General features: G+C 68.2%; 12 protein-coding genes. 8 read left to right on the top strand and 4 right to left on the bottom strand.

Annotated elements, in window-relative coordinates; all coding sequences use genetic code 11:
• Positions 1-3: 3 nt before the first annotated feature.
• Together A5764_RS23430 and A5764_RS23425 are read right to left on the bottom strand one after the other, a co-directional pair.
• Positions 4-723: a type 1 glutamine amidotransferase gene (locus A5764_RS23430; protein ID WP_067117963.1), complete on the bottom strand. Its 720-nt coding sequence runs from the start codon at positions 721-723 to the stop codon at positions 4-6.
• Positions 716-1954, bottom strand: a complete 1239-nt coding sequence (locus A5764_RS23425) for a Mur ligase family protein (RefSeq protein ID WP_067117960.1) — start codon at positions 1952-1954, stop codon at positions 716-718. The genes A5764_RS23430 and A5764_RS23425 overlap by 8 nt, the downstream gene beginning before the upstream one ends.
• Positions 1955-2049: 95 nt before the next feature.
• Here A5764_RS23425 and A5764_RS23420 point away from each other — a divergent pair, with 95 nt between their 5' ends.
• Genes A5764_RS23420 through A5764_RS23410 form a run of 3 tightly spaced genes read left to right on the top strand, consistent with a single transcriptional unit; the run spans position 2050 to position 4098 of the window.
• Positions 2050-3042, top strand: coding sequence for a DEDDh family exonuclease (locus A5764_RS23420; RefSeq protein WP_067117957.1), 993 nt, complete (start codon positions 2050-2052; stop codon positions 3040-3042).
• Between the two features lie 43 nt (positions 3043-3085).
• Positions 3086-3535 (top strand): hypothetical protein, encoded by a 450-nt coding sequence (locus A5764_RS23415; RefSeq protein ID WP_067117954.1) that lies wholly within the window; start codon positions 3086-3088, stop codon positions 3533-3535.
• Positions 3535-4098 (top strand): TetR/AcrR family transcriptional regulator, encoded by a 564-nt coding sequence (locus A5764_RS23410; protein WP_067117951.1) that lies wholly within the window; start codon positions 3535-3537, stop codon positions 4096-4098. Before A5764_RS23415 ends, A5764_RS23410 begins: the two co-directional genes overlap by 1 nt.
• On the opposite strand, the gene leuA is transcribed toward A5764_RS23410, so the two are convergent.
• Together leuA and A5764_RS23400 are read right to left on the bottom strand one after the other, a co-directional pair.
• Positions 4095-6029, bottom strand: coding sequence for a 2-isopropylmalate synthase (gene leuA / locus A5764_RS23405; RefSeq protein ID WP_067117948.1), 1935 nt, complete (start codon positions 6027-6029; stop codon positions 4095-4097). The genes A5764_RS23410 and leuA overlap by 4 nt on opposite strands.
• Before the next feature lie 160 nt (positions 6030-6189).
• Positions 6190-7431, bottom strand: coding sequence for a DUF4185 domain-containing protein (locus A5764_RS23400; protein ID WP_156664832.1), 1242 nt, complete (start codon positions 7429-7431; stop codon positions 6190-6192).
• Positions 7432-7628: 197 nt separating this feature from the next.
• Between A5764_RS23400 and A5764_RS23395 the strand changes: the two genes are divergently transcribed.
• The 5 genes from A5764_RS23395 to A5764_RS23375 all read left to right on the top strand — a co-directional run bounded on the left by A5764_RS23395 (position 7629) and on the right by A5764_RS23375 (position 12950).
• Entirely contained in the window at positions 7629-8471 is an 843-nt protein-coding gene (locus A5764_RS23395; RefSeq protein WP_082951861.1) for a C1 family peptidase, read from the top strand.
• A 472-nt stretch (positions 8472-8943) separates the two neighbouring features.
• Positions 8944-10212, top strand: a complete 1269-nt coding sequence (locus tag A5764_RS23390; RefSeq protein WP_067117945.1) for an aspartate kinase — start codon at positions 8944-8946, stop codon at positions 10210-10212.
• A gap of 8 nt (positions 10213-10220) precedes the next feature.
• A complete protein-coding gene (locus A5764_RS23385; RefSeq protein WP_156664838.1) occupies positions 10221-11279 on the top strand; it encodes an aspartate-semialdehyde dehydrogenase in 1059 nt (352 codons plus the stop codon).
• The gene (locus A5764_RS23380) at positions 11276-12430 is read left to right on the top strand and encodes a DUF4185 domain-containing protein (protein WP_067117940.1); all 1155 of its coding nucleotides are present in this window, start codon (positions 11276-11278) and stop codon (positions 12428-12430) included. The genes A5764_RS23385 and A5764_RS23380 overlap by 4 nt, the downstream gene beginning before the upstream one ends.
• Before the next feature lie 211 nt (positions 12431-12641).
• Positions 12642-12950 carry a DUF732 domain-containing protein gene (locus A5764_RS23375; protein ID WP_067117936.1) on the top strand — a complete coding sequence of 103 codons (309 nt, stop codon included), beginning with the start codon at positions 12642-12644 and terminating at the stop codon, positions 12948-12950.
• Positions 12951-13261 lie beyond the last annotated feature (311 nt).

Here is a 13261-nt window from a genome sequence, read left to right as displayed (position 1 = left end):
CGGTCAGCGGGCCGCCAGCCGCTCGCGGCGCAACAACTCCACCTCGGGCAGCTCGAGCGGCGGCAGCTCACCCACCACCTTGCTCAGCAGCAGGTCGGCCAGCTCCGGGTTGCGGGCCAGGCAGGGTCCGTGCATGTAGGTCGCGACCACGCTGCCCTGCACCACGCCGTCGAAGCCGTCACCGACCCGGTTGCCCGCGCCCTTGATTACGGCGGCCAGCGGCGACGCCGCGGGACCCAGGACGGTGCCGCCGCGGTGGTTTTCGAAGCCGGTGAGCCGCTGGGTCAGTCCGGCCAGCACCGGCTTGCCGACCAGCTCGCCGATGGTGCGTACCTCCTGCGGCGAGGTTGTCGCGTCCAGCATGCCGACGCCGTCGACCCGTTCCCCCGCCGACGTCTCATACCAGTGCCCCAGCACCTGGACCGCCGCGCAGATCGCTAGCACGGGCGCGCCGCGGTCCGCCGCGCGCTGCAGGCCGGGATAGCGAAGCAGGTGGCGGGTGGCCAGCCGCTGCGCGTAGTCCTCGGCGCCGCCCAGGGTGTACAGGTCCAAGGACTCCGGCACTGGGTCGGCCAGCGTGATCTCGATGATCTCGGCGGCGATGCCGCGCAGTCGCAGCCGTTGGCGCAGCACCAGCGCGTTGCCGCCGTCGCCGTAGGTGCCCATCACGTCGGGCAGCACCAGCCCGACCCGCACGACAGATGTAGAAGTGTCGCTAGCCATGGCGCGCCAACGCTCGCTGCAGCTGGAGGAACGCGGTGTAGTTGGCGACGACCTCGACCCGCCCCGGCGGGCAGGACTTGATGGCCGCCACGGTGTCGTGTACCAGGGTGTGCTCGACGCCGGCATACCCGAGGCGCACCGCCAGGTCGGTTCCGCGTTCCCCGGCGGCGACGACTGTCCCTTTGAAGTCCTTCCCTACGTGCTCGAATTGCACATCCCACAGCCAGGACAAGTCCTCGCCGTCGGGGACCTGCCCGTTGACCGAGATGACCACCCCGGCCGCGTGCTTGTCGACCATCGCCAGCGCCTCCTGCCAGCCGGCCGGGTTCTTGGCCAGCAGCACCCGCGCCTCGTGCGCGCCGACGCGGAAGGTCCGGTAGCGACCGGCGACCTCGTCGACGCCGGAGGCGGCGGCGACGGCCGCCGCGGGATCGGCGCCCAGCGCGACGGCGGCGGCCACGGCCTGCGCGGCGTTGCCCCGGTTCACCGCGCCCGGCAGCGCCAACCGCATCGGCAGGGCCAGCCCGTCGGGCCCGTACAGGGTGTGCTCGTCGAACCACCACTGCGGGCTGGGCCGCTTGAAGTCGGCGCCGGTCGAGTACCAGTGGCCCTGCTCGCGGACGATGACCTCGCCGCTGCGCGGGCAGCTGACCGAGTCGTTGGCCCAGGAGCCACCGGCGGCCACCCATACGACGTTGGGGCTGTCGTAGGCCGCGGAGGTCATCAGCACGTCGTCGCAGTTGGCGACAACGACGGCCTTCGCGTGCCGCGCCAGGCCGGCCCGCAGCGTGCGTTCGATCACGTTGATCTCGCCGACCCGGTCCAGCTGGTCGCGCGACAGGTTGAGCAGCACGATGACGCTGGGCTCGACGGCGTCGGACACGTGCGGCACGTGCATCTCGTCGACTTCCAGGGCCGCCAGCCGTGCGTTTCGGTCGGCGGCCAGCGCAGCGACTAAGCCGGCGTCCATGTTGGCGCCCTCCGCGTTGGTGGCGACGGTGCCGATCGTCCCCAACGCCGCGGCCGTCATCCGGGTGGTGGTCGACTTGCCGTTGGTGCCGGTGACGACGACGGTGCGCCGCCCCGCCCCGAGCTGGCGCAGCACCGTGCGGTCCAGGGTCATCGCGACCAGGCCGCCGATCATCGCCCCGGCCCCGCGCCCGGTGACCCGCGACGCCCATCGCGCGCTCGCTCCCGCGGCGAGCGCCAGGCGTGCACGGGTGGTAACCACCCGCGCAGTTTAAGGGGTCGCGATGATCAACTTTCAGGGCCGACACGACCGCGCAGCGACCGGGCGATGTCGGTCGGACGTGCCATCCTCAGTGCATGAACCGGGTGTCCTGGGGGCGGCCGGCCAGCGAGCCGGGCAGGGGCTGGGCCGTCATTGACGTCGAGACCTCGGGCTTCCGGCCCGGTCAGGCGCGGATCATCAGTGTCGCCGCCCTTGGCCTGGACGTCGACGGGCGGGCGGAGCAGTCCGTGGTCAGTCTGCTCAACCCCGGGGTCGATCCGGGCCCCACGCACGTGCACGGCTTGACCGCCGCCATGCTCGAGGACCAGCCGCAGTTCGCCGACATCGTCGGCGACCTGGTCGAGGTGCTGCGCGGTCGCACGCTGGTGGCACACAACGTCGCGTTCGACTATGCCTTCCTGGCCGCGGAGGCCGAACTCGCCGAGGCCGAGCTTCCCGTCGACGACGTCATGTGCACGGTCGAGCTGGCGCGTCGGCTGGACCTCGGACTCGACAATCTGCGGCTCGAGACGCTCGCGGCGCACTGGGGCGTCATCCAGGAGCGGCCGCACGATGCCTTCGACGACGCGTTGGTGCTGACCGGCGTGCTGGCGTCGTCGCTGGAGCGCGCGCGACAACGCGACGTCTGGCTGCCGGTGCGTCCGGTGACCCGGCGCGTGTGGCCGAACGGGCGGGTGACCCACGACGAGTTGCGGCCGCTGAAGGTCCTGGCATCGCGGATGCCGTGCCCGTATCTCAACCCGGGGCCCTACGTGCGGGGCAGGCCGCTCGTCCAGGGCATGCGCGTGGCCCTGGCCGCCGAGGTGGCCCGCACCCACGAGGAACTCGTCGAGCGGATCCTGCACTCCGGGCTGGCCTACAGCGACGCCGTGGACCGGGAAACCTCGCTGGTCGTCTGCAACGACGCCGCCCCCGAGCAGGGCAAGGGCTATCTCGCCCGTCAGCTGGGGGTGCCGGTGGTGTGCGACGCCCAGTTCATGGACGGTGTCCGTGCTGTCGCCGGCGGCACCAGCATGGAGGAATTCACCGACGCCACCGTGGTCGATCAGCAGCTCGCACTGTTCTGAGCGAACCCTTGCGCCACTACATCTGTAGTAGTAGCCTGCGAGCATGACATCCACTACGCCTGTAGTACACCAGGGGTCCCGGTGGGCGGCGTACCGCCGGCACGGCTACTTCTTTCGCCAGGCGGCCATGCTGACCATCTCGCTCGGCGTCCTCATCCACGTCTACCGGGTGATCTTCGGCGACGACCTCACCCTGAAATACGCGCTGACCCTGACGACCGACCGGATCTTGCTCGTCCCAATGACGTATGCGGCGATCACGGGCATCGCGGTATGGCGCCGGGTGAGGTTCGCCAACAAGCGGCATCGGGCCTTTTTCACCGCCTCGGTCGTCTACATCGCCGGCAGCGTGCCGCTCCATGTCTGGTGCTCGTATGTCACCAAAGACCTGTCCGTCTATATGTGGTTTCCGATGTGGTTCAGCTACCTGTTGCTGATCGTGGTCTATCCGGCTTTCCTGATCATGTTCTGGCGCCTGCGCTACAAAAGCTGATGCCGCCCAACCCCGAGCGCCGCGCGCAGATGCTGGACGCCGCGATCGGCATCCTCGCCGACGTGGGTATCGGCGGCCTGACCCATCGCCAGGTCGACGAGCGGGCGGGTCTGCCCGCCGGCACCACATCGAACTACTTCCGCACGCGGCAGGCCCTGCTCGAGGCCACCGCCGCCCGCACCGTCGATCTGCATTGGCAGCGCGTCGAGGCGCTGCGGGCCGGGATCGCACCGCTCACGCGTGAGGGCGTCGAGGCGCTGATCACGCAAATGCTCTCCGCACCCGACGAGCGGAGGCGCCGTTACACGCTGGCCCGGTTCGAGCTTTTCATGGAGGGAACGCGTCGGCCCGAGCTGCGACCGTTTCTCCAGGACCTCCAGGCGGCGGCCGTGAAGTCCGCCACGCTCATCTTGGAGGCGGCCGGCTTCACCCCGACGCCCCAGCAGATGGACGAGCTCAGCCGCCTGCTCAACGGCTATGCGTTCAGCAACCTCACCCTGCCCGGCGCCGATGATCCGGGCGGGGTGGTCGACCGGCTGTTGACCGCGTTCTTCGAGGCCTAGCGGCACGCGCGGTTGACCGCCGACACCACCGCGCGCAGGGACGCCGTGGTGATCGACGGCGCGATGCCCACACCCCACACCGTCCGGCCGCCGACGGGGCCCGATGGGTGCCGACCCGCTTCGCCCGGCTGCGCCGCGCTCGCGATCGACACGCCCGATGGGTGCCGACCCGCTTCGCCCGGCTGCGCCGCGCTCGCGATCGACACCGAAGCTTCGACATACGCCGCCGCCTGCGCGTCCTCCCCGGCGCTCATGGCGTGCTCCGAGTAATCCAGGACGGCCACGTCGAACCCGACGGTGCCCAGCGCGTCGACGAACGCGGCCAGCGGGCCATTGCCGGCGCCGCTGATCTCGGTCTCGACCCCGTTGATCTTGACGGTCGCGGTGATGGTGGTCGGGCCGCTGTCCTCCTCCGAGGCGCCGACCCGCTGTCTGATGCGCTCCAGCGGCAGCACCGGCGCGAGGTACTCCTCGGAGAACGCGTCCCACATCTCCTTCGGCGAGACCTCGCCGCCCTCGCCCGCGCTGCCGCCCTCGGCGATCTGTTGGATCACGCGGGAGAACTCGATCTGCAGCCGCCGCGGCAGCGCCAGGCCGTGATCGGCCTTCATGATGTAGGCCACCCCGCCCTTGCCGGACTGCGAGTTGACCCGGATCACCGCCTCGTAGGTGCGCCCGACGTCCTTGGGGTCGATCGGCAGGTACGGCACCTGCCAGAGCACGTCCTCGACGTCGGTGTCGGCGGCGTCGGCGTCGACCTTCATCTGGTCGAGGCCCTTGTTGATGGCGTCCTGATGGCTGCCGGAGAACGCGGTGTAGACCAGGTCGCCGCCGTAGGGGTGACGCTCGTGCACTGGCAGCTGGTTGCAGTACTCGACCGTGCGTCGGATCTCGTCGATGTTCGAGAAGTCGATCTGCGGGTCCACACCGCGGGAGAACAGGTTGAGCCCCAGCGTCACCAGGCACACGTTGCCGGTGCGCTCGCCGTTGCCGAACAGGCAGCCCTCGATGCGGTCGGCGCCGGCCTGGTAGCCCAATTCGGCTGCGGCAACGGCGGTTCCGCGGTCGTTGTGGGGATGCAGGCTCAGGATGACGGAGTCGCGGCGAGCCAGGTTGCGGCTCATCCACTCGATCGAATCTGCGTAGACGTTGGGCGTGGCCATCTCCACGGTGGCGGGCAGGTTGAAGATGATCGGGTTGTCCGGCGTCGGCGCGATAATGTCGCCGACGGCGTCGCACACTTGCTTGGCGTACTCCAGCTCGGTGCCCGTGTAGGACTCCGGCGAGTACTCGAACCGCCACTGCGTGCCCGGATACTTGACCGCCTCCTCGACGCACTTGCGGGCGCCGTCGGTCGCGATGGCCTGCACCGCCGCCCGGTCGGCGCGGAAGACCACCCGCCGCTGCAGGATCGACGTGGAGTTGTAGAAGTGCACGATGGCCCGCGGCGCACCCTCGCACGCCAGGAACGTGCGCTCGATCAACTCCGGTCGGCACTGGGTGAGCACCTGGATGGTGACGTCGTCGGGGATGGCGCCGTCGGTGATGATCTCGCGGACGAAGTCGAAGTCGGTCTGGCTGGCCGACGGGAAGCCGACCTCGATCTCCTTGTAGCCCATGCGCACCAGCAGGTCGAACATGCGGCGCTTGCGGGCCGGGCTCATCGGGTCGATCAGCGCCTGGTTGCCGTCGCGCAGATCCACCGCGCACCACAGCGGGGCGCGGGTGATGACCCGGTCGGGCCAGGTGCGGTCGGCCAGGCGGATCGGCTCGACTTCCTCGGCGAACGGCCGGTACCGGTTGACCGGCATCGACGAGCCGCGCTGCGGATTCCAGTTGGGCTGGTCGGGGCCGGTGGGCCCGGCGGGTTTGACGATGGTCCTCGCGGACGCGTACGCGTCCTGGCCAAATGACTCGGGGTTGTTGGTCACGGTAGTTGCTCCGGGATGTGAGAAGGAACCTCAGACCGGCGCATCGCGAACTCCCGCGACGGGAAGCCGGTCTGGATCAGACCCCGTCGCGGCGTCCGAGGAGGAGCACCCGCTGCACGTCCTGCACTCTACCGTGCCCGAGCCGGGCGCCAAAACCGATTCACTTTCGTCCGTGCGGCCGCCGGGGTGTCGTCATCTTTGTCGTGTCCTTCAGCGTCACCCTGAACTGCATCACCCGGTACGGCCAGCCCGTCGTCGTGTTCCACTGGGACACCACCAGCCCGACGCCGCCCGGAGCGTCCAGCCGTGAGCCCGGCAGAACGTATCCGCCGTACAGCTGGGCGACTCGGTTGTTGGCCAGGTCCTGGGCGTCCCAGGTGGTGCCGACCACCGGCGTCTGGACCTCGGCCTCGTAAAGGTTCGCGGTGGGGGAGTCGATCGTGCGGTACCCCAGCGCATATTCCGAGGACAGGAAGCCGCCCAGGATCCACGTGCCGGTGTCCAGCCGGCGCAATGTCAGCTCACCCCAGGTTTCGCCGGGCGGGGTGATGGGCGTGGGTGCGTTGCCCCACGCCCACTGATCGTTGGCCCAGCCCCAGCCCGAGTACTTGGCCTTGCGGCCGATATCGCCGGGGCGTACGCGTCGCAGGATGATGCCCTTGTCGCGCTGAAACCCGGTGGAGACGACGTACACCCAGCCGTCGTCGGGGTCGTAGTCCCAGGACCACAGCTGCGCGTGGCCGTCGTGCAACGACGCGGGAAACCTTGCCTTGGAGCCCATCTGGCGCCAGCTGACACCGTTGTCGGTGGAGGCCCAGATCCCGGTCGAGAGGACGTTTCCGAAGCTGCGGTTGACGATGGCATGCAGGTACATCGTGTTCCCGATAACCAGCACGTCGGAGGGAATGACGGTGCTGATGCCGCCCCGGTTCCAGGGTGGACCGTCGTGGACGTAGGGCCACAGCTGCTGCGCATAGTCGGGATCCGCTCCACCCGAGCTCTCATAGCGGATCTGGTTCATGGTGTCCCCGGTACCGATCAGGGCGACCGGGGCCCGCCAGTCGCCGTGCCCGACGCCCGGGCCGGAGAAGGTGTCTCCGAACACCGACACCAGCTTGCCGTTGGGTGCCACCGCGCAAACGCCCAGGTCGGTGGCGGTCACTCCCCACTTGTCGGTGAGTCCCGGGCCGGTGATGTCACCCACGTAGCCGTCGACCGGCGCCGTCGACCCGGCCCGGCGTTCCGGGACCGGAGTTGTTGCCCCATAAGAACTTTCGCGCTTCCATCGATACACCGTCGAGCGGCTGATGCCGCAATCGGCCGCAATCGCGGCGGCCGGCTCACCGGAGCGCAGCCTCCGCAGCACCCGTGCGCGCAACGTCGCCGCAAAAGCGTTCGTCACGTTTTCTTCCTTTCCGGCTATGGCGGCCAGAACCGGATCTCCTCAGAACAACAATGCTCGGCGACGCCGGGGCCCGCATGAGTAATGCGCTACCTGTACGCAGGCCTACCCGCCGAGAAAACAGGTGGTCCACTACGCATGCCAAGCCGCGGTTGCCGCCCTACGGTCGACGCACCACCGAAGACCAGGAGGATGCGATGACCGTTTTGAAAGAGCCCAGCCGCGTCAACGGCGACGAGGAAGCACAGGACTGGAGCCACGTGCGTGGTTTCGGCTGGCGCCCACAGCTACCGGATGCCCGCGACATGCTGTACATGGCCAGGCTCAAGGACATGCCGCCCGCCGAGTACGACCTGCGCCCATCGATGCCGCCCGTCTACGACCAGGGTCAGCTCGGGTCGTGCACCGGAAACGCCATCGCCGCCGCGATGGAGTACGAGCGGGACCGGCAGGGGCTTTCCGACTTCATTCCTTCGCGGTTGTTCATCTACTACAACGAACGAGCGCTCGAAGGTACCGTGTCCAGCGACTCCGGCGCCGTCATCAGGGACGGCATCAAGGTGGTCAACTTGGACGGCGTGTGCCCGGAGACGTTGTGGCCCTACGACATCGGCGTCTTCACGGTGAAGCCGCCGAAGCGCTGCTATGTGGCCGCGAAGAAAGACAAGGCGGTGCAGTACGAGGCGATCAAGACGCTGGGGGACCTCAAGGACGCGATCGCCTCGAATCTCGCGGTGGTGTTCGGGTTCACCGTGTACCAGAGTTTCGAATCGCAGGCCGTCGCCCAAACCGGCGTGCTGCCGTTGCCCAAACCAGGTGAGGCCACGGTCGGCGGCCACGCTGTTCTCGCTGTCGGCTACTCAAACCCTAAGGGCCACTTGATTATTCGGAACTCGTGGGGATCGTCGTGGGGCGACCACGGCTACTTCTACATGCCTTACGAGTATGTGACGGGATCCAAGTCCAGCCCGGACAGCTCGCCGATCAACGGGGCGCACCTAGCCAGCGACTTCTGGGCGATCCAGATGGTTTCGTCCTAGCACCCACCGCAGACCACCCGGATGTGGCGCGCGTCTGCCCACGCAATCGCGCCACATCCGGCGGCGCTGACCTTCGGCGCGGCGCGGGGCGGTGTGGAAACCGTGGACACTTCGGCTTCGCCAACACCGACGACTCGTTCGGGATCGCCCGCAACTACCCCGACGCCCGAACCGAGGAAATGGACGACGCCACGCTGCCGCTGGCGCTGGCCGACGTTGCGGACCCGCCGCAGTGGTGCTCGATTCGCAACGCCAGCGACCCGCGGGTCTCGACCGATGTCGGCGACCTGGAAGCCCAGGCCCGCTGGGCCAACGAGATCTACAAACGCTACGGCTACTGGACGTCGCTCGGGTCGGCCATCGCCACGTGGGCCGTCGTCGCCAACCTCAACTCAACAGGTCGGCGGCGGCGAGCGCGACGCGCCGTCACACGTATTCTGTTGTGGACCTACACCCCACCGGAAGAACAACAGTGGCGCTCGTCGTGCAGAAATACGGCGGATCCTCGGTGTCTGACGCCGACCGGATCCGCCGCGTTGCCGAGCGCATCGTCGCCGCCAAGAAGCAGGGCAACGACGTCGTCGTGGTGGTGTCGGCGATGGGCGACATCACCGACGACCTGCTGGACCTGGCCCAGCAGGTGTGCCCGGCACCGCCGCCTCGCGAACTCGACATGCTGCTGACGGCCGGCGAACGCATCTCCAACGCGTTGGTGGCCATGGCGATTGAATCGCTGGGCGCGCAGGCCCGCTCGTTCACCGGTTCGCAGGCCGGCGTGATCACCACCGGCACCCACGGCAACGCCAAGATCATCGAGGTCACCCCGGGACGGCTGCAAACCGCGCTGGACGAGGGATTCATTGTGTTGGTCGCGGGCTTCCAGGGGGTCAGCCAGGACACCCGGGACGTCACCACGCTGGGTCGCGGCGGCTCGGACACCACCGCGGTCGCGCTGGCCGCGGCGCTGGGCGCCGACGTTTGCGAGATTTACACCGACGTCGATGGCATCTTCAGCGCGGACCCGCGGATCGTGCACAACGCCCGCAAGCTTGACGCCGTGACGTTCGAGGAGATGCTCGAAATGGCGGCCTGCGGCGCCAAGGTGCTCATGCTGCGCTGCGTGGAATACGCTCGCCGCTACAACATTCCGGTGCACGTCCGGTCGTCGTATTCGGACAAAACGGGCACCGTCGTCAAGGGATCGATCAAGGACAACACACCCATGGAAGACCCCATTCTGACCGGCGTCGCGCACGATCGCAGCGAGGCCAAGGTGACCATCGTCGGGATCCCCGACATCCCCGGCTATGCGGCCAAGGTGTTCCGGGCCGTCGCCGACGCCGACGTCAACATCGACATGGTGTTGCAGAACGTCTCCAAGGTCGAGGACGGCAAGACCGACATCACCTTCACCTGCTCGCGCGACAGCGGACCCACCGCGGTGGAAAAGCTCGACTCGCTCAAGGGCGAGATCGGGTTCACCCAGCTGCTCTACGACGACCACATCGGCAAGGTGTCGCTGGTCGGGGCGGGCATGCGCAGCCATCCCGGGGTCACCGCGACGTTCTGTGAGGCGCTGGCCGCGGTGGGCGTCAACATCGAGCTGATCTCCACCTCCGAGATCCGCATCTCGGTGCTGTGCCGCGACACCGAACTAGACAAGGCGGTCGTGGCGTTACACGAGGCGTTCGGGCTCGGCGGCGAGGAGTCGGCGACCGTGTATGCGGGGACGGGGCGGTAATGGTTTCGATTGGCTTGTCAATAGGGGTCGTGGGCGCCACCGGTCAGGTGGGCCAGGTGATGCGGACGCTGCTCGAGGAGCGAGACTTCCCGGCGCGGGAGAGTGGCGGGTCCGTGCGGTTCTTCGCGTCGGCGCGCTCGCAGGGTCGCAAGCTGGAATTCCGCGGCCAGGAGATCGAGGTCGAAGACGCGGAGACGGCCGACCCGACCGGCCTGGACATCGCGCTGTTCTCCGCTGGCAAGACGACGTCGCTGGTGCAGGCGCCGCGGTTCGCTGCCGCCGGTGTGACGGTGATCGACAACTCGTCGGCCTGGCGCAAGGACCCCGAGGTCCCGTTGGTGGTCTCCGAGGTCAACTACAACAGGGATGTGCGCGACGCCCTCCCTCTACCCAAGGGCATCATCGCCAACCCGAACTGCACCACCATGGCCGCGATGCCGGTGCTCAAGGTGCTGCACGACGAGGCCCAGCTGGTGCGCCTGGTGGCCTCGACCTACCAGGCGGTGTCGGGCAGCGGGCTGGCCGGGGTGGCCGAGCTGGCCGAGCAGGCGCGCGCCGTCGCCGGCGACGCCGAGCGGTTGGTGTACGACGGCGGCGCGCTCGACTTCCCGCCGCCGAAGACCTACGTGGCGCCGATCGCGTTCAACGTGGTGCCGCTGGCCGGGTCGCTGGTCGACGACGAGTCCGGGGAAACCGACGAGGACCAGAAGCTGCGTCACGAGAGCCGCAAGATCCTCGGCATCCCCGACCTGCTGGTGAGCGGGACCTGCGTGCGGGTCCCGGTGTTTACCGGGCACTCGCTCTCGATCAACGCCGAATTCGCCCGGCCGCTCTCGCCCGAGCGCGCCCGTGAGCTGCTCGACGGGGCGCCGGGCGTCAAGGTGGCCGACGTGCCGACGCCGCTGGCCGCCGCCGGCGTCGACGAATCGCTGGTGGGCCGGATCCGGCAGGACCCGGGTGTGCCCGACGGGCGCGGCCTGGCGTTGTTCGTCTCGGGGGACAACCTGCGCAAGGGGGCGGCGCTGAACACCATCCAGATCGCCGAGCTGCTGGCCGCTCGGTTGTGAATCCGCGGGTGAGCTCCGCGACGCGGTGCTCGCTGCTCATATTGGCATTGCTTGCGCCGCAATGCTTTTGGGGTGTTTCCTGGACTGACGTCGCGCGTGCCGATCCGCCGGCCCCGACCCCCGAACCGATCCTGCAGCCGCTGGCACCCGGTCAGGTGTTGCGGATCGGCCCGACGGCCGGGACCGGGACCCCCACCGGCGATTACGGCATCGGGGCCACGGACCTGTGCGAGTTCGTCGAGTTCCCCGCCGAGCTGTTGCAGGTGTGCGGGGACAGTTTCGCGGGCCAGGGTGTCGGGTTCGGCGGCTGGTATTCGCCGGTCGCGCTGCACGTCGACACCGCGTCGGTCGACGACCCCGCCGGGGTGCGCTACACCGGCGTCACCGGCATCGGAAAGCCGTTGCTCGCCGACCCCACGCCGCCGGGGGCTTCGCAACTGCCCGCCGGGGTGGTGCAGATCAACCGACGCAACTACCTGATGGTCACCACCACGAAAAACCTCGAGCCGCAGAACTCGCGGCTGGTGACGGCCGAGCCGGCGCGCGGCGGTTGGCAGACCGTCCCGGGATCCCGCCGCGACGGCACCTATCAAGGCGGCTCGCAGAGCCAGATCAGCGGGTATTACGACCCGATCCCCACTGCCGATTCCCCCAGCGGCTGGGTGTACATCGTGGCCAACGGCTTCACCCGCAGGGCGTCGGTGTTGCTGTACCGGGCCACGCCGCAATCGTTCACCGACCGGTCCCGCTGGCAGGGCTGGTCGGCCGAGGGGGGGTGGAACAAGCCCCCGACGCCGCTGTGGCCCGACCAGGTGGGCGAGATGAGCATCAGGCAGATCGACGGCAAGGCCGTGCTGTCGTATTTCAACGCCAGCACCGGCAACATGGAGGTCCGCGTCGCCAACGACCCGACGTCGCTGGGCGCCGCGCCGGTGACGACCGTGGTGCAGCACGACGAGTGGCCCGATCCGGCGGAAAGCCTGCCGCCCCCGTACGACAACCGGCTGGCGCAGCCGTACGGCGGCTATATCTCGCCCGGATCCACCCTCGATGAGCTGCGGATATTCGTAAGCCAGTGGGACACCCGGGCCCGGTCGAGCGCCCCGTACCGCGTGATCCAGTTCGCGGTCAACCCGTTCAAGCCCGATTAGAGTCCTATTTTCCGCCCTCCGTCCTGCTTGGACTGTGCGATCTAAATGGAACTCGGCCGAAACCAGAGATGAACGGCTGGTTGAACTTTGGATTTGCCGATCAGAAACCCCGATCGCAGGGAAACACACGACGTAGTGGGAACTCGACGCGCTGCTTCGGGTGCCCTGTCTCGTTCCGGCGTGATGTGAGCGTTGAAAGTGGGTGGAGAAAATGACAAAGAAGATGTGTGAGTGCATGCTCGGCGCCGTAATGGCCCTGATGCTGGTGCCCGCGGCGGTCGCCAGCGCCGACAACAAGGACGCAGAATTTACCAACTACCTGGCGTCGAACGGCATCCACCTTGGTACTACGTCCCAGACCGGGAATATGGGGCGCACGATGTGCCAAGATCTTGATGCCGGGTACACCCAGGACGATGAGATGGACCAATTGAAACTACGGATGGACCAGGCTCAAGCCAAGCTATTCGTCCTCGCTGCCATCGCGGAATACTGCCCAGACAAGCACAAAAAGGCCTAGAGCCAGCCGGTTGGGCCCGCCTGAGGCATAGACGCCGCTGTCACTCCGAGCCGCTTACTCGCAGGCTGACTACCTGGCCGCAGTTCCTTAATCGCAGCCTCGATGTGCTCCTCGGTCGTACGGATGTGGCGGCCCGCCTCGACGTAGTCAGTAATGCGGTCCGGATGGGCGAGATAACTACGGTGCACGCCTTATTCGGTGCCGTCGACATCGCCGCAAGGCCGCGGCGGACGAGCGCTGAGGAGACTGGCCTGACCAGCGCTTACTCGCGCAACCGCCGCAGCTTGAGTCAGCCAGCGCGCAGTGCCAGT

Origin of the sequence: Mycobacterium sp. 852002-51057_SCH5723018, assembly GCF_001667035.1 — a bacterium.
Lineage (GTDB): Bacteria > Actinomycetota > Actinomycetes > Mycobacteriales > Mycobacteriaceae > Mycobacterium.
The sequence above is the reverse complement of the archived record's forward strand: the minus strand, read 5'-3'. Positions and strand labels throughout refer to the sequence as shown.